At 53.2% G+C, this 16,682-nt stretch carries 14 protein-coding genes; all 14 read right to left on the reverse strand.

Annotated elements, in window-relative coordinates; translation table 11 throughout:
• Positions 1-42 precede the first annotated feature (42 nt).
• The 14 genes from EKM84_RS03830 to EKM84_RS03895 all read right to left on the reverse strand — a co-directional run bounded on the left by EKM84_RS03830 (position 43) and on the right by EKM84_RS03895 (position 16,237).
• Positions 43-1,734 carry a glycosyltransferase family protein gene (locus EKM84_RS03830; RefSeq protein ID WP_125763828.1) on the reverse strand — a complete coding sequence of 564 codons (1,692 nt, stop codon included), beginning with the start codon at positions 1,732-1,734 and terminating at the stop codon, positions 43-45.
• Between the two features lie 6 nt (positions 1,735-1,740).
• Positions 1,741-3,390, reverse strand: a complete 1,650-nt coding sequence (locus tag EKM84_RS03835) for a teichoic acid glycosyl transferase (RefSeq protein ID WP_125763830.1) — start codon at positions 3,388-3,390, stop codon at positions 1,741-1,743.
• An 82-nt stretch (positions 3,391-3,472) separates the two neighbouring features.
• Positions 3,473-3,931 (reverse strand): histidine biosynthesis protein HisIE, encoded by a 459-nt coding sequence (locus tag EKM84_RS03840; protein ID WP_125763833.1) that lies wholly within the window; start codon positions 3,929-3,931, stop codon positions 3,473-3,475.
• A 203-nt stretch (positions 3,932-4,134) separates the two neighbouring features.
• The gene (locus EKM84_RS03845) at positions 4,135-4,914 is read right to left on the reverse strand and encodes a hypothetical protein (RefSeq protein WP_125763835.1); all 780 of its coding nucleotides are present in this window, start codon (positions 4,912-4,914) and stop codon (positions 4,135-4,137) included.
• Between the two features lie 634 nt (positions 4,915-5,548).
• A complete protein-coding gene (locus tag EKM84_RS03850; RefSeq protein WP_125763837.1) occupies positions 5,549-7,183 on the reverse strand; it encodes a glycosyltransferase family 39 protein in 1,635 nt (544 codons plus the stop codon).
• Positions 7,184-7,271: 88 nt separating this feature from the next.
• Positions 7,272-7,871 carry a hypothetical protein gene (locus EKM84_RS03855; RefSeq protein ID WP_125763839.1) on the reverse strand — a complete coding sequence of 200 codons (600 nt, stop codon included), beginning with the start codon at positions 7,869-7,871 and terminating at the stop codon, positions 7,272-7,274.
• A gap of 1,171 nt (positions 7,872-9,042) precedes the next feature.
• Positions 9,043-9,768: a DUF1129 domain-containing protein gene (locus tag EKM84_RS03860; protein WP_125763841.1), complete on the reverse strand. Its 726-nt coding sequence runs from the start codon at positions 9,766-9,768 to the stop codon at positions 9,043-9,045.
• Positions 9,769-9,785: 17 nt separating this feature from the next.
• A complete protein-coding gene (ychF, locus tag EKM84_RS03865; protein ID WP_125763843.1) occupies positions 9,786-10,886 on the reverse strand; it encodes a redox-regulated ATPase YchF in 1,101 nt (366 codons plus the stop codon).
• Positions 10,887-10,891: 5 nt separating this feature from the next.
• Complete coding sequence (locus EKM84_RS03870; RefSeq protein WP_125763845.1) at positions 10,892-11,095, reverse strand: DUF951 domain-containing protein; 204 nt, start codon at positions 11,093-11,095, stop codon at positions 10,892-10,894.
• A gap of 20 nt (positions 11,096-11,115) precedes the next feature.
• On the reverse strand, positions 11,116-12,000 hold the full coding sequence (locus tag EKM84_RS03875; RefSeq protein ID WP_125763847.1) for a ParB/RepB/Spo0J family partition protein: 885 nt from the start codon (positions 11,998-12,000) through the stop codon (positions 11,116-11,118).
• Entirely contained in the window at positions 11,990-12,757 is a 768-nt protein-coding gene (locus EKM84_RS03880; protein WP_125763884.1) for a ParA family protein, read from the reverse strand. The genes EKM84_RS03875 and EKM84_RS03880 overlap by 11 nt, the downstream gene beginning before the upstream one ends.
• 14 nt (positions 12,758-12,771) lie before the next feature.
• The gene (noc, locus tag EKM84_RS03885) at positions 12,772-13,605 is read right to left on the reverse strand and encodes a nucleoid occlusion protein (protein WP_125763849.1); all 834 of its coding nucleotides are present in this window, start codon (positions 13,603-13,605) and stop codon (positions 12,772-12,774) included.
• Between the two features lie 19 nt (positions 13,606-13,624).
• On the reverse strand, positions 13,625-14,353 hold the full coding sequence (rsmG, locus tag EKM84_RS03890; protein WP_125763851.1) for a 16S rRNA (guanine(527)-N(7))-methyltransferase RsmG: 729 nt from the start codon (positions 14,351-14,353) through the stop codon (positions 13,625-13,627).
• 1,002 nt (positions 14,354-15,355) lie between these two features.
• The gene (locus EKM84_RS03895; protein ID WP_125763853.1) at positions 15,356-16,237 is read right to left on the reverse strand and encodes a metallophosphoesterase family protein; all 882 of its coding nucleotides are present in this window, start codon (positions 16,235-16,237) and stop codon (positions 15,356-15,358) included.
• Positions 16,238-16,682: the final 445 nt, after the last annotated feature.

Below are 16,682 nucleotides of genomic sequence, written 5' to 3' on the forward strand. Positions count from 1 at the left end.
ACTACTTTAAATGGCATTTATCGAGCTGCCAAATTGTCCCATTTACCGCTGTAGACGTCGCCAAGCTTTCCAGCCGAGCCAGCCCAGCAACGCTACCCATGCCAGTGCGGAAATCCACGCTGAAACCCGTTGAATCGGCGTCGCCACGTAGGCTACCCGAATGATGTTGGTTCCCTGCTTGACGTTGGCCAGCAGAATGGCCATTCGGTTCTGACGTAGCGGTTGCCGGTGGCCATTAACGGTCACCTGATACCCTGGATAGGCCAGGTGTGGCAACTTCAGCCGCCGCGCGCGACGACTCCAGAGACGGTAAGTAAATGAATCCGCCCCCACCTGGCGACTGGTCTGCCGCAGCGTGGCCTGCCCCTTTGTCGGGTTCATTACCACAATGGAATGCGTTTTTAGCGCCGGCATGGCAGGTAGCGAAACCGGTTGGACGTAATCCGTGCTAGCCACGTCCGTTGCCACCGTGTGATAGCTCTCGGGCGTAATCGCATTGCTATAGGGATTCTGGAAAAAATTCACGAACCCGGCCGCATTTAGAATGATGCCCAAGGCAACCATGGCTGCCAACAAAATCCCCCGGACGCGGCGGGTATTTCGTGGCAAGACCAGCACTAGCGCCCGGGTTCCCACTAAGGCAATCAGGAAGCTAGCAATCGCCAGGAAGCGCCAAGGAAATTGAATCGTTCCCAGCACACCCTGAAACAGCGACCACGGAAACCAGGTCGTTGCCAGCCACACGAAGCCAACCGCTAACCCAACTAGATAACGCTCCACGCCGTTAAATTTCCAGCATACCCCCAACGTCAAAATCAATAGCATCAGCATTAACCAACCCAGGTTGATCTGACCCGACCCCATTTGATTCACCGCCGAGTTGACCAGAAACGGCCATGGCTGCACCGCACTACTGGCCAGCTGAAATTGCATGACCCCAAGTCCCTGCATGTGATGGAGCTGTTCCATCAGTGGCGCCAGGAAGGTCAGATCCAGTAAGCCGGTCGTCACCACCGCTAGTATTAGTGCACCCAGTCGTTGCTGAAACCCCATTCGTTTCAGGAAAAAGAGTCCCAGCGTCAATAGGACCAAGACGGACGCCAAAATCAGCGAAACCACGTGGGTCAGGCCAATCAGCGCCATCCCCAGCGCGAGCCAGTACCACTGATGCACGTCACCGATGGCAATGCTATAGGCCCCGTAAAAGACCAGCGGGAGAAACGCAAAGACGATGCCCTCGGCCAAGGCGCCCCGGACGAAGAAGTCCAGCACCCGGTACTGCGAGAAGCTGTAGAGCACCGCTAGCAGTAGGCCCTGGTAATAACTCCCCAGCACCCGTTGCCCCACGAATCGGGTCGTGTACAGGGTGAGTAGCGTAATCAGAAACAGGAAAATCGCGTACGCGTGCACCCCGCCGACCCAGACCTGCAGAACGGCCATGGGCAGTAGCGTGTACGCCGGGTAAAACAGATTGATTGGGTAGCCCCACCCCTGAAAGGTGGTCGTGGCGATGTGGCCCAGGCCCCAGTGACCAGAAATCAACTGCTGGTACAGGCCCTGGACGCGATTTAGGTGAAAGCCCAGATCATCCCCGAGATAAATCTTCCCCTGTGCCGCCCACAAAAAGAGCCAGAACAGACTCAGGCAGCTAAACAACCCCAACTCTAACAGCCAGCGGTACCGTCGCAGCCAATCCGACCGCAACGGCTCGTTTGCCGTGTCACTCGTTGACATGTTGGCTTACCCCTTTCGTTCAAACAGCCAGTACTTCACGTCGACCTGTTCAAAGACCTGACGATGCGTCTTGACCAGCCGGTAATGCCGGTAGAGCGACTTCGCCAGCTTGGACGTGCCGGGGTTCAGGTTCCCGCTGGAAATGCGGCCGGGAATTTCTTTGTTTCCTGCCCATTCGCGCACGGACTGCTTGGTTGGCGTGTTCAAGACGACCCATTGGACCTGGTGACGCTGAATCACGCGTCGTTGGGACCGCAGAATCTGGGGGGCCGCCTTCTCTGGGATATTATAATTTTGGAAATAGTAGGTGGTCGGCACGGCATCGGCCGCCGTGTAGAAGCCCATGTCGATCGACCCGTAATTTAACAGCGTTGGGTGCGCGGACTGCTGGCGCATAATGTTCCCAAACTCAATTTGGGCGGGCTGTTGCGGCTTGCGCGTACTGCGTTTGGTAATCGCCGCATTGTTCGGAAATAGCCGCGAGACCGTCACGTTGTCATTGACCCCCAGCACCAGGAAAAAGCTGAGTACCAGGGTACTTAAAATGATAAACGGATCGTCCACGGACGGGAGCCGGACCCAGTTGAAGAACAAATTCAGGAAGTAAATGAACGGTACCACGAAAAAGGCAAAGTACACCAACTGATAGTACTGGTAGAGCGACCCCGTTTGGTAACCGTAAAGCGCCAGCAGGTCGGTCCCCAAAAAGGCCGCCAGGTACAGCACCCGCGTCAGGCGGCGCTGCAGGATCGTCTGTTGGAACAGAATCAGCAGCGTGCCCCCGACCCCCAACAGGAAGAAAAAGACGTCGCTCAGATAGAAACTGGCCACCAAGATGGTCGACTGAATCAGATTGGAAAAGAACGACACGGACGAGGTCATATAAACTTTGGTATTAAATAAAATGTAGACGTTAATAAAGGAACCCAACGACCCGGTCGCCAGGAAGTAGATCAGCCAGGGCACCGTCGCCAGCAGGAAACCCACCCCACTCCATAGAACGAGTTGGCCCAGGAGCCGCCACTGCTTTTTGACCAATAAATAGCAACCATAGGCCAGGTAAAAGGCGATCCACGCCCCCAGCAGGGTGTATTTGGCCAGGAAGATAATCCCGACAAATAACCCCTGCGCGAAGAACCACCACGGACTGACCGTGAGTTGGTGCTGGTCTAGCAGGAAGATCAGGTAAATCAGCAACAACAATAACGGTAGCGTAAAGAACTCCACCGTGTCCCCGTAATTGTAGTAGGGATGGTAGAGAAATAGCATGGGCGAGAGCATCGCCACCAGAAAGGCCGGTAGCTCGGCTAATTTCATGACCCGGGCAATCTTAAACGTTAAGATCATAGCCGCTACCAGCACACCGATTTCCACCACGAAAATTAGGATGAAGCTGCGGTGACTGACCAGGTAGGCCAAGCCATGCAAGAGGTACACGTAGGGCCCCTTCTGCTCAAAAATGTCTTTGTACGGCGTAATCCCGTGCATCATGGCCTTGCCGACCGTGAAGAAGGCGTTGTTATCCGGCGAGGTGTCGAAGTAATACGCTGGTGAGGTGTAGGAACAAAACGCCATCATAAAAATCCCAATGAACGCGAGTAAGATGAAATACTGAGTTTCGTGGCGCTGCATTTTTTCCTTGATTCGTAAGTACACGGACCCGACTCCTTTTCCTAAAAAATGAGAAAAGAAAAGACGTGGTTCTGCCACGTCTCCTCAATGCTTGTTTTAAAAAGCGTTACTTCTTGATGGTAACCTTAACCGTGTAAGCTTTGTAGCCCTTCTTGGTAACAGTCATGGTGAACTTCTTACCCTTGTTAAGCTTCTTAGCTTGCTTCTTGGTCAACTTCAAGGTCTTCTTGCCGCTCTTCTTAACGGAGAACTTCTTAACGGATTGCTTCTTGCTGTTCTTCAAAGCAATGCTTGAACCCTTGGTAGCCTTCTTGATGTAAACTTTACGAGCATTCTTCTTGTACTTCTTGCTCAGTTGAACGCGCTTTGACTTCTTGACAGTCTTCTTAGTTGCTTTCTTAGCAACCTTCTTGGAACTGCTTGAAGCAACGACACTAGAAACACCACTACCGCTACCACTAGTAGCTGCGGCATTGTTGCCGGCAGCGTTAGCAGTCGTCGCAATGACACCAGCAAACGTTAAAGCGGCTAATAAACTAAGAACGTATCCAAATACTTTCTTCATGAAAAATTCCTCCCAGTATATGTAATTCTAATAAAACCATAAACCGATTTTACTACTAAACAATCGTAGTTCTTTCGCATGATTCCGTCAAGGGGCATTTTCAATTATCTTAGCAATTAATGTAAGCCTGGATAATTGAACCTAAAAATGGGTAACTGCCCGTTGAAGACAGCTACCCATTGGTTACGCATTTATTTAGAAAATTAAGCCTTGATCGTGTACTTGATGGTGTAAGGCTTGTAGCCCTTCTGCGTCACCGTGACCGTGAAGTAGTGCTTGTTCTTCTTGGTGCGGTTCAACTTCTTGGCTTGCTTCTTGCTCAACTTGATGCTGAGCTTACCAGACTTCTTCACCTTAAGGGTCTTAACGACTTGGCCCTTGCTGTTCTTCAAAACGACCTTGCTACCCTTAACGGCCTTCTTGAACTGAACGCGGCGTGAATTCTTGGTGTAGTGCTTTTGTGCACGCATCTTCTTGGCCTTGGCAACCGTCTTCTTGGCAGAGGTCTTAGTGGCCTTCTTGACCGTCTTGGTCGCCTTAGTAGCCGGCTTGGAACTGCTGGTGGCAGCTACTTGGCTGGAACTTGAGGAAGCCACACTAGTTGCGCTTGATACGGGTGTCGTGTTGCCGGTGTTAACAGTCGTTCCGGTTGTCGTACCAGTAGCCGGTTTACTGGTACTTGATGTATCAGCTTCTGGTTCGCTGACACTTGATGTTTCAGTAGCCGGTTCACTGACACTTGATGTTTCAGTAGCTGGTTCACTGACACTTGATGTTTCAGTGGCTGGTTCACTGACACTTGATGTTTCAGTAGCTGGTTCACTGACAGATGTCTCGGCGCTTGACGTCTCAGAGCTTGATGTCTCAGAGCTCGGCGTACCGCCCGTAGCATCTTCACCTGCAGCATTGGCAGACGTTGCCAACACTCCACCAAAAGTTAAGGTGGCAACCAAAGCTAAAACGTACCCATAAATTTTCTTCATGAAATTCCTCCTAAAATATGTAAATTTCAATCAAGCCATTTGTGGTGTTGATTACGCCTCCACCCTAGTCCCGATTTATGAAAACATCAAGACAACACTTTTCACGATTTGACCCCAAACTGAAAATAAATTTATACATCAAAAAAGAGAAGCATCCTTGATATCAGGATGTTTCTCCTAACAAATATATTCATAAATTGGATATTTTTAGTTACTTCAAGTAAGCAAATATTTCAAAAAAAGCGTAAATCAGTGAACCACATACTATCAACTCACAAAACTACCGAAAGTAAGCGCGCAAACCTGAGTGACCAGAGGCGGGTCAACTTGACCAGCTGTGTCGATGGCATTAGCTGAGTGATCTTCTCAGCTTAGGCCATGGACCGACCTTGGAGACTGGTGTCTTTCCAGGCTTCAAGGCGAGGTGGAAGACCGCTTCTCAGGCTGGAACCGGGTCCCACAGCAGGGCAGGTTGAGCCCGCCGCCGGGAACGGAAAGACTCGCACGCTTACTTTCGAAACGTGTTCCCCAAGGCAGCTGGTTCCGCTTAACCCCACTAAGCAAACGACCCAGGTTCGGGGTCATTCACTTAGTGACGTTAATGCTCGCCAGCTAACCGCCTTGGCTCACACTCTTATTTTCGTTCAAACAACCAATAAGTCACGCTGACCCCTTCAAACACCTGCGTATGCTTCCCCACCGGCAGATAATTGCGGTACAGCGTCTTGGCTAATTTGCTAGTGCCCGGGTTCAGGTTGCCGCTGGTAATGCGGCCGCCACCGCCCTGCCACTCGCGAACCGTCTTGCCGGCCGGCGTGTTGAGGACGACCCATTCAACCTTGTGCTGGCGAATCTGATCGACCTGTGAACGCAGAATCTGGGGTGCCGCGCTCTGGGCGATGTTGTAGTTCTGGAAGTAATACGTCGACGGCACCGCGCCAGAGGCCGTGTAGAAACCCATGTCGATCGACCCGTAATTTAGCAGCGTCAGGGGCAAGCCACTCTGACGCATGTAATTGCCGAAATCCACCTGGGCCGGCTGTTGCGGCACGCTGGTCGTCTCCTCCGTGACCGACGCGTTGTTAGGAAAGACCTTCGAGTTGGTCACGTTGTTGTTGACGCCGAGCACCAGGAACCAGCCAATCACCAGCGTCGCCAGGATGGCAAAGCTGTCATCCCCATTTGGCAGGCTCAGGTGGCGGAACAGCAGCTGGCAGAAGACCGCGAACGGCAGCACGAAGCTCGCAAAATAAATCAATTCATAATACTGGTACACCGCGCCGGCCTGGTAGCCGTACAGGGCAAACATATCGCTGCCCAGCGTCGCCACCAGGTAGAGTCCCCGGGTGAAATTACTGTGGAAGACGCCGCGTTCAAAGGTCACCACCAGCGTCCCCACCACGCCCAGCAGAAAGAACAGTACGTTGCTCAGGTAAAATTGGGACACCAACGCCATCGACTGAATCAGGTTGGCGAAGAAGGCCACCGACGAGGTCAGGTACACCTTGGTGTTGAACAGGATGTAGACGTTGACGAACGCGCCCAGGCTCTTGGTCGCCAGGAAGTAGATCAGCCACGGCACCGTCGCCAGCAGGAACCCGGCCGCACTCCAGCCAATCAGTTGGCCCAGCGCCCGCCATTGGCGTTTGACCAGCCGGGTGACCAGCATCACCAGGTAAAAGACAATCCAGGCGCCCAGCAGCGTGTACTTGGACAGGAAGACCACGCCGACCAGCGCGCCCTGTGCGAAGTACCACCAGTGACTAACGGTCAGGTCGTGACGGTCCAGCAGCAGAATCAGGTAAATCAATGAGAGCAGGAACGGCAGCGTGAAGAACTCCACAGTGTCGCCGTAATCGTAGTACGGGTGGTACAGGAACAGGACCGGCGACAGCAAGGCCGTCAGCAGCGCCGGTAACTCGTGGGCATCCAGCAGCTTGGCGATGCGGTAGACCAGGTACATCGCGGCCACCAGCGTCGCAATTTCATACACGAAAATCAACGCGAAACTGCGATGGCTCACCAGGTAGGCTAACCCGTGCAGGAAATAAACGTACGGTCCCTTTTGCTCAAAAATGTCCTTGTAGGGCACGATGCCGTGCATCATGGCCTTGCCGACCGTGAAGAAGGCGTTGTTGTCCGGCGACACGTCGAAATAGTAAGCCGGGGAGGTGTACGAACAGAAGGTCATGATGAAAGCCCCGACAATGGTAAACAAGCCAAATACTTGGGCGCTGCGCTTATGCAGCATTAATCTAATGCGTTCCATAATGGTTGCCCCTCCCCATTAGTTCGCTTAACAATCGATCTGACGCCATAAGAAAAGACGCGGTCACCCGCGCCTTTTCACTAGCAAGCTAGTAAATCTTAACCTTGACTTCGAAAGCTTTGTAACCCTTGGCCTTAACCTTGATCAAAAAGCTCTTTTCACCCTTGGCTAACTTCTTAGCTTCCTTCTTGGTCAAGCGAATGTCGAATTTGCCATTCTTCTTGACCGTGCACTTCTTAACCAATTTGCCCTTGCGAGTCAGCAATTCAATCTTTTCACCTTTGCGACCCTTTTCCAGGTAGAGAATCCGGGCATCCTTGCGGTAGTGCTTGCGGAGCTTAACGCGCTTGGACTTCGCTAAAACTTTGGCCTTAGCTGGTTTTTGCAATGGCTTCTGTGATTCTGAAATTGCGGAAGAGCTGTTGGCAGCTGAACTGCTTGCGGCGGATTCGCTGCTGGCAACCGCACTGGAGCTGTCGGACGCAATGATTGCGCTGCTTGAACCCGCACCGGCACCGCTATCTGGCGCACCCTTTGGAATCACGTAACCGCTCGCTGAAGCGTCACTGCCTGAACTCCCACTCGCAGCATCCGCACTACTCCCGTCAGCGTTCGCGGTCGTGGCAATCGCCCCGGCAAAAGTCAACGCCGCAACCAAACCTAGAACATACCCAAAGATTTTCTTCATAAGAAATCCTCCCCGAGATGATGACATATTTTTCGTCGAACTATTCTCTAGCTCGATTACTTGTGAGCATCATAGTGCCATCCCAAGAAAGGGTCAAGCACCCGCCTTTCAGGTTTCACTAGGAAAATGAAAGTGCGGCTGTAAATGGCGTCAGGCCTTAAGTTTCGGGCGTTTGCGGCATCCTTAGTGCCCCGTGGATTTTGTCTAAGGGGATAAGATACTCACGCGCGACGTCGTTTAAAACCTGGCGCAAAAATCTTTTTTCACTTAGGTCAGGCGGCTTACTAAACGAGCGTTTCCCGTTGCCTTTTGTCTAGTCACAGCTGGGAGTGATGTGCGTTAAATTGCCGCCTGCGGCTGCCGGGTACTCCACCGTCTGTGGGGAACGGTTCCAGCCTAAGGAACGGGCTTCCACCTCGCTTTGAAACCTCGCCATGAGTTGCATAACCGACTCACCTCCGGGATGGTGAAAATGGGTCGGAACGCTGTGGGCGCACGTCCGGAGCCAAAGAACGGTCTCCGAACTTACTTTGAGCCGCCAGGACCGCGTCTCAAAGATAGCACTTCCCTAAGCGGCCAAGCCCGCCACTAAGGGAAGTCCCACGGCTAAACCCATTTTCACCATCCCTGCGGCTAACACAGTTCTGGCCCTATGGTTGGTTTTCCCTGGTGCATTGCGTGACACTCAGTTATACACGCGTACTCTTTTCTGGACTCTAATCGGTGGCGGAACCGGACACGGTTGAACCCGGAACAAAATAAAAACGAGCAAGCAATCCCAATCTGGAATTTCTCACTCGTTTAACTGATAACTGACTTAAGACTATCAAGTCAGCATCAAACATCATTTATTTAGTTAGCAAGTCCAGCCACCCTAGTCGGCGAGCACAAACACTCACCAACCATCCACCACCAAATTCGTGACGGGTTCGGGCCAAACCAACGTTGCCAGAGAACCGCAACATCAGCGACCGAAGGCGGCCGGGGCTCAGCTGTGGGATTTACGGTGCGCAGCAGCGTAAATGGTGTCTTTGAGACGCGCTTCTCAGCGGCTCAAAGCAAGGCCGGAGACCGCTCTTCGGCTCCGGGCGTCCTCCCCTCAGCGTTCCAGCCCCAGGACCGCCGCAGGGAGCGATCAGCTCCCGCACGTCCCTAGGCACTGAACAAATTTTTACCCGAAGAACCCGCCACGAATCTGGTAACGGCGGCGAATCCAGAACATGAGGGCAATCGACACAACCCCCAGCACGATACTTGGCCATGGCAACAACACAGGGTTGATGACTGGTGGCAACAGTTGGGCAGCGTAGAACAGGATCATCCAGACGATGAACCCTAACAGCACGAACAAGGCGCGAATCCAGCCGTTGTATTTATGCTTAACCTTAGGGTCGAACAGCCGCGGCATGATTGGTAAGATAAACCCAGCCACAACGGCACTGACCGTGATGGCCGTGATCCCAACGGGTTGGCTACTGGTCATCAATTTTGGACTGAAGAGGTACATGATCCCAAACATCAAGTTAAAAATCATGAAGAACGTCAGCGCGTTGTAGATCATGTTGGGCCAGTAGTTAGGGCCACCGATAACGGCCGTGGCCGTTTCGGGGCCGTCAACGACAGCCTTCACACGCGCATCGACGTCGCCGTAAAGGTTCTTGGCGGTCTTCCCCGCCTTTTGGCCCTCAACCAGTTCAGTAACCATGTCTTGAACGGCGCTAGCCTTCTTTTCTGGGCTCAACTTGGTCTTGTCTAAGGCCTTGTTGAACCGGAACATGTAGTCCGCGTTACGCTTGGTCAGCCCGACGTTGTCGAAGGCCGCCCGTTCGTTCACGGCCACGCTATTGCGGTCCTGACGAACACCGGCGTTACGCGGCGTTTGCTTGTTATCACTCATTTATAGTTGTTTCCCTTCTAAACGTTGAAACGGAATTCGACGATATCGCCGTCAGCCATCACGTAGTCTTTCCCTTCGACCCGCAGCTTACCGGCTTCCTTCACGGCAGCTTCGGATTCGAGCTTGTCTAAATCATCAAAGGCCATGACTTCGGCCCGGATAAACCCACGTTCAAAGTCGGAGTGGATGATCCCGGCCGCTTGAGGGGCCTTGGTGCCCGTCTTAAACGTCCAAGCCCGGGTTTCCTTACCACCGGCCGTAAAGAACGTTTGCAGGCCTAAGAGGTGGTATGAGGCCCGAATCAGACGGTTCAACCCAGGTTCTTCAACGCCTTCAGCTTCCAAGAAGTCTTGCTTCTCGTCATCGTCCAGTTGGGCGATTTCTTCTTCGGCTTCGGCGGCCACGGCAATGGCTTCGGCGCCTTCCTTGGCAGCATAATCCTTGATAACACCAAAGTACTTGGAGTTTTCGGGGTCAGCCATGTCGTCTTCGGCAATGTTGGCCACGTACAGGACGGGCTTAGAGGTCAGAAGGAACAGCCCCTTCACGATAGGCATTTCATCTTCATCAAAGGCAATCGTGCGGACGGCCCCACCGGCTTCGAGGACGGGCTTGATCTTTTGTAAGACGTTCAGTTCAGCCTTGGCTTCCTTGTCGCTCCCCTTGGCAGCGCGTTCGACCTTAGCCAAGCGCTTGTCAACGGCGGCTAAGTCGGACAGGCCCAGTTCCAAGTTGATGGTTTCAATATCATCAATGGGGTCGATCTTCCCGGAAACGTGGGTGATGTTGTCGTCGTCAAAGGCCCGCACAACGTGAACGATGGCGTCGACCTGGCGAATGTTTTCCAGGAATTGGTTCCCGAGACCTTCACCCTTGCTGGCACCCTTAACGATCCCGGCAATGTCGGTAAACTCAAACGTAGTTGGCACAACTTTTTTCGCTGGAATTAGGTCTTGAATACGGTCTAACCGGCTATCTGGGACTTCCACCATGCCGACGTTTGGGTCGATCGTGGCGAAAGGATAGTTCGCCATTTCGGCCCCAGCCTTTGTAATCGCGTTAAATAACGTGGACTTCCCAACGTTTGGTAGCCCAACGATCCCTGCAGTTAATGACATAACAATTATTCACTCTTTCCATTATTGGCGTCGGCCTTGACCAGCACCTTTTTCAATTTCTTCTCAAACTCACGGCGTGACAGCATGACAACGTGGCCGCAGTTGGTACACTTGATCTTGATATCCGCGCCCATCCGGGTAATTTCCCAGCGGTTGGTGCCGCAGGGGTGGGCCTTTTTCATTTCTACCAAATCACCTAAATCGTACATGGCGTTCCCTCCAATGCTCGCTAATCTAAGTGGATGTCCAGCAAATCTAGGATGCGGTTCAGATCATCGTTGGACAGGTATTCAATCTCAATCCGGCCTTGATGATCCTTGTTCGTGGCCTCGTTGATGGAGACCTGCGTCCCGAACCGTTCTTGCAATTGGTTTTCAGTCGACCGAAGGAACGGGGACTTCTTCTTGGCGGGCTTCTTGGCTAATTTCTTAGCGGCGCCGTTCAGCTTGTTGACTTCGGCTTCGACCGCGCGGACGGTCATCCCCTCGGCCACGGCCTTCTTGGCCAACGCCACCAACTTGGTCTTGTCCTTCAAGGACAACAGCGTGCGGGCCTGGCCCATCGACAGCTCGTTGTGTTGCAGCATGTCTTTGACGGCCTTCGGCAACCCCAGCAAACGCAGATAGTTGGCGATGTACGGCCGGCTTTTGCCCAGCCGTTCGGAGACCTGGGCCTGCGTCAAGGTGAGCTTGGTCATCAGGGTATCGTAGGCTTCGGCTTCTTCTAGCGGTGTGAGGTCTTCGCGTTGAAGGTTTTCCAGCACGGCGATCTCCATCATCTGTTCCTCAGTAATGTCGCGGATGATGCCCGGAATCGTGGCCTTACCAGCGATCTTAGACGCCCGAAAACGCCGTTCGCCAGCTAAGATCTCGTAGCGTTCCAGCGTCTTGTCCGGTTGGCGGACGATGATGGGTTGGAACACCCCGGTCTTCTTGATTGAAGCAGCCAGATCGTCCAGCCCCTTCTTATCAAATTTCTGCCGTGGCTGATACGGGTTGGGCCGGATGTCGGCCAACGTCAGGTCAACAACGGTTTCTTCAGCGGTATCCACGCCATTTTCGGCAAACAACGCGTCAATTCCCCGTCCTAAACTTTTCTCTTTCTTACTTGCCATGGGCAGCTAGCACTTCCTTTGCGAGTTCAGAGTAAACTTCCGCACCCTTAGACTTTGGCGCGTAATCAATGATTGGCATCCCGTGACTTGGTGCCTCCGCCAACTGCACGTTACGCGGAATAATTGTGGCATAAACCTTGTTTTGGAAATACTTTTTAACTTCTTCATTGACCTGTTTCCCCAGGTTGGTCCGGGCGTCATACAACGTCAGGAGCACACCTTCGATCTTCAGGTCGCGGTTAAAGTGTTTTTGCACCAATTTGACGGTGTTCAACAGCTGCGTCAACCCTTCCAGCGCATAGTATTCACTCTGCACGGGAATCAGGATGGAATCGGCGGCCGTGAACGCGTTGATGGTCAACAGGCCTAGCGAAGGCGGACAGTCGATCAAAATGTAATCGTACTGGTCCCGCACTTCGTCGAGGGCGGCCTTCAGCCGGGTTTCTCTGGCCATCATCGGGGTCAACTCAATTTCGGCCCCAGAAAGCTGGATGGTCGCCGGAACGATGTCTAACCCGGGGTGTTCCGTGTGTAAAATGGCGTCTTGAATCGGCGTCTCGTTGACCAGCACATCGTAAATTTCTTGTTCAATGGTGGCCTTCTGAATGCCGACCCCGCTGGTAGCGTTACCCTGCGCATCGGTGTCCACCAGTAAGACTTGCTTGCCATCGGTGGCCAAAGCGGCCCCTAAGTTCACGCCGGTCGTGGTTTTACCCACGCCACCCTTTTGATTGGCTAATGCAATGATGTAGCCCATATGTCGTTTCACCTCTAGCTTTCTTTGGGAATGTCAATAATAATGCGGTAACCGTCCGCGGTTTCTTCTTCTTTGGTGGTGAGCGTCATGCCCGCATCGCTGACCATCTTCACCGACTTGCGAATGGTGTTGACGGCCACGCGGGTGTCGCCGGAAACGCTGTGCTTGGTCACTTTGCGGCGGCGCTTCTTGGGGTGCTGCTGCTTAGAAATAAGCGCTTCGGTCTCCTTGACGGTCAGCTTGTCAGCCACGACCGTCTGCAGTACGGCGACCTGAGCGGCTTCGTCTAAGGCCAATAGGGCCCGACCATGTCGCTCGGAAATGTCGCGGTTCAAAATTGCCTCGCGCACGGGTTCGGCCAGCTTCAGGAGTCGCAGCTTGTTGGCCACAAACCCCTGACTCTTGCCGATGCCCTCAGCCAGTTGCGACTGGGTCATGTGGTTGAGTTCCATCAGTTTCTGGTAGGCGTGGGCCTCTTCCACGGCGGTCAATTCCTCCCGTTGGAGGTTTTCAATCAGGGCCATGGAAGCCGTTTCGTCGTCATCCATTTTCTCTAAAATGGCTGGGACCGTGTCCCATTTCAGACTCGAAACGGCCCGAAAACGCCGTTCACCAGCGATGATTTCGTAGTGGTCGTCCTCGTATTCCCGTAAGACAATGGGTTGGAGGAGGCCATGTTCTTGAATCGTTTGGGCCAGTTCGGCGATTGCCGTTTGGTCAAACCGTTGCCGGGGTTGAAACCGGTTGGGAATGATCTGGGCGACTGGAATCATCACCACGTTTTGTTTCACGGGATGGGCCGGATGCGTGGCCTTCTCCCGATTATTTCCAAATAATGAAAATGGCAATTATCTTACCCCCATCCCATTAATCTTCTAACGGCTCCCGGTTGGGCGTGCCAGCTTTACGCGGGTAGCGTTTGGGTGTGTGCTTGACCTTGTCCACGACCACAATGTGCCGCGGGTCGTTGGATTCTGGTAAATTGAACGCAAAGTCGCCGGCCACTTGGCCACCTAACGTGGTGATTCCGGTCTGGCTAACGGCCAATTCGTTCTCAGTCTGAGCGGCCTTCAAAGCCACGAACTGCCCACCGACCTTGGTCAGCGGTAAACACAGTTCACTCAGCACGGACATGCGGGCCACGGCGCGGGCAGTGACCAGGTCAAAGCCCTCGCGGTATGGCGCCCGCTTGCCACCGAATTCCTCGGCCCGGGCGTGATGAAAGGCCACGCCGGTCAGGTTCAGCTTGGCGGCCAGCTCATTTAAGAACGTGATTCGCTTGTTTAAGGAATCCACGATGGTCACCTGGAGCTGTGGAAAGACGATTTTCAGTGGCAGTGACGGGAACCCGGCCCCGGCGCCGACATCACAGAGTGTGAGTGGCTCGGTTCGGATTGCGGGCACGTAAAAAGCGGGGGTCAACGAGTCGTAAAAATGTTTCAAGTAGACTTCGGGCTCCGCAGTAATGGTCGTCAAATTGACGTGTTCGTTCGTCGCTACCAAGAACTGATAATAGTCAGCAAATTGTTGTTGCTGTGTTGCGTTTAATTCGATGCCTTGCGCCGACAGCGCGGCACGAAATTCTTCAGGATTCATGCAATATCTCCCTGCTCAGTTCTCTGTGAAACACAATTGTTTCACGTTTGATTATACTTTACCTTACTTACAGGTGAAACGCAACCGAACCGGTTGGGCTTCGCCATAGCGTCGTTACCTATTATACCGAAAATCCCCGCCACATGAAACGCCTATCGGTTACTTTTGGGTTTTGCCGGTCTTACTCGCCTTACCGGGCAAGCCACTGACTGACGCTGACTACCAACTTAATCTTGTTGAGGTGTGGTCGCCTGCGGCCTCCAGGGATTCCGCCTGCTGTGGGGAACGGTTCCGGCCTGAGGAGCGGTCCTCCACCTCGCTTTGAAACCTCGCTGCAGCCCGCGAGTTTCCAAAGTCGTCCCGTGCTGTAAGGCCGGTAAGCCCACCGGTCTAACACCACCGACACAGCCGTCTCCATCCCTGGCTGCCTCCGGCTAAGGTTGATCACCAATATGAAATTGTGAGTGAAGCGTCAGTGGCTCGTCCGGTGAGGCTGGACGAGCGAAAATCGGAAGAACCGATTGGTGGTTTCAGGTTAGGTTGTGCTACAACATTTAATTTTGAGAGAGCCTACAACTAAATCCGCCGCAAACTTTCTCCCAACCTGCACATGTCTTACTCACTACTGACAAAACACGCCGCCCAATGGCATTAGCGCTAGTCGCGGGCTAAACCAGTGTTAGCCGCAGGGCTGGGAAAACTGGGCCGGTCGTGGGAGCGACCAGAGGCGAGCCAAGGTGCCCGGCTGTGTCGATGGTCTTAGCTGAGTGATTTTCTCAGCTTAGAGCATGGGACAACCTTTGAGACCGCACCTCAGGCTCAAAGTTGAGGTGGAAGCCCGCTTCTCAGGCTGGAACCGACCCCACAGCAGGGCACCTTGAGCACGCCGGCGGGAACGGACGCGACCAGGCCCAGTTTTCACCAGCCCGGAGGCGAGAGTTTAGAACGTGAAATAGCGCCACAAAACCGTTGGTGCTGGTTTTGTGGCGCTAGGTTAGCTTGTTAAATTAACGGCAGCCCATTGCCCGCCCGGCGCGGATTAGTCAGCCGTGGCCGGTGCTTGGCGAAGCCCGTGTTGGTGATGTCAATCGTATCAATCACGGACTGACCCAGGTAGAGTGGATGGTTGGTGATACTGGCCATCCCCCGTTGAATCGTGATGACATTGTAACTGGTGGCGTCGTGAACCTCGTGGTGGTGTGGGTCCTGACAATCGATGTAGGTCGAGGCCGAGGCCACCGTGGTAACCGGAATGGTCGTATCCACTAAATAGTTGGCCCCGAAATGCAGGTGACCGGCGAAGATACCGCCAATGTTGTGGCCGTGAAGAATCGCCAACAGCTCCCGGTTGTTTTGTAAGAGCGCGTACCGCATTCCCCGCAGCGCCGGCGCATCCAGTGGGTGATGCAGAAACAAAAAGGCGCGTCGACGTGGCGCTAGGTGAAGATTTTTGTTGAGCCAATCCAGTTGCTCCCGGTCCAACCAGCCGGCCTCTTTGTTCGGCTCCCATTTGGAATCCAGAAAGTAGAAATCCATGTTTTGATAAACCTGCTTGTAGGCATAGTACGGCTGATGTGGCTCACCCAAATAGCCTAGATTAAAGGCCTCGCGATCATCCTGGTCACCCAAGATGACTTGAATGGGCGCCTGCAGTCGGTCGGACTGGGTAGCTAAGTAGTCGCGTAGCTTGGCGTAATCGCGACTCGTGCCGGCCGTCAGTAAGTCCCCACTAATCACGATGAGGTCCGGTTGTAGGTCGTGCGCCATGATGTCATCAAAGATACGTTGTAGTTTGGCTGCCGGCGGGAGCTGTTGGTTGTACTGTGGCCCATTGGCCGCCGATAACTGTGGATCTGATAAGTGAACAATTGTGAATTTATTCATACCCCCGTGGCCCCCATCAAATAAGTCGCCATTACCGGGGCACCACCCGGCAACAGTCCCCGACTATTACTAAGTTAGGTCCAGCATACCGAAGCGATGTAAAGATTTGATGTTGTCCCCGTCAACATCTTGTAAAATTTTTGCCAACGGTGAGCAAAGTCTCCGCAACAAAAAATCCATCACGCCACTTCTGTGATGGATTTAAATTTACTTTTTCTCACGGCCGCTTCGGCTTCTTCATGAAGAATAACATCGGTAACCAAGTGACGACCAGCAAGACGAGCGTGTCAAAATGCATGGCAGACATGCGATCATCCTCTTTCCCCTGATTTTCCTTTAGTCTACCAAGCTCGTGTAACGATTTCGTAGTGAGCACCAAATAACTGACCGTATTGAAATGTAGATAAAAAGGGAAAGGGCGTCCTCGATTTTTGAGGACGCCCTT

The organism is Levilactobacillus mulengensis, from assembly GCF_003946045.1.
Classification (GTDB): domain Bacteria; phylum Bacillota; class Bacilli; order Lactobacillales; family Lactobacillaceae; genus Levilactobacillus; species Levilactobacillus mulengensis.

Coding starts and splice junctions, on each gene's coding strand:
- EKM84_RS03895 (WP_125763853.1), bottom strand. CDS start 16,237: ATGAATAAATTCACAATTGTTCACTTATCAGATCCACAGTTATCGGCG.
- rsmG (WP_125763851.1), bottom strand. CDS start 14,353: ATGAATCCTGAAGAATTTCGTGCCGCGCTGTCGGCGCAAGGCATCGAA.
- EKM84_RS03830 (WP_125763828.1), bottom strand. CDS start 1,734: ATGTCAACGAGTGACACGGCAAACGAGCCGTTGCGGTCGGATTGGCTG.
- ychF (WP_125763843.1), bottom strand. CDS start 10,886: ATGTCATTAACTGCAGGGATCGTTGGGCTACCAAACGTTGGGAAGTCC.
- EKM84_RS03850 (WP_125763837.1), bottom strand. CDS start 7,183: ATGGAACGCATTAGATTAATGCTGCATAAGCGCAGCGCCCAAGTATTT.
- EKM84_RS03860 (WP_125763841.1), bottom strand. CDS start 9,768: ATGAGTGATAACAAGCAAACGCCGCGTAACGCCGGTGTTCGTCAGGAC.
- EKM84_RS03840 (WP_125763833.1), bottom strand. CDS start 3,931: ATGAAGAAAGTATTTGGATACGTTCTTAGTTTATTAGCCGCTTTAACG.
- EKM84_RS03870 (WP_125763845.1), bottom strand. CDS start 11,095: ATGTACGATTTAGGTGATTTGGTAGAAATGAAAAAGGCCCACCCCTGC.
- EKM84_RS03875 (WP_125763847.1), bottom strand. CDS start 12,000: ATGGCAAGTAAGAAAGAGAAAAGTTTAGGACGGGGAATTGACGCGTTG.
- EKM84_RS03880 (WP_125763884.1), bottom strand. CDS start 12,757: ATGGGCTACATCATTGCATTAGCCAATCAAAAGGGTGGCGTGGGTAAA.
- EKM84_RS03845 (WP_125763835.1), bottom strand. CDS start 4,914: ATGAAGAAAATTTATGGGTACGTTTTAGCTTTGGTTGCCACCTTAACT.
- EKM84_RS03855 (WP_125763839.1), bottom strand. CDS start 7,871: ATGAAGAAAATCTTTGGGTATGTTCTAGGTTTGGTTGCGGCGTTGACT.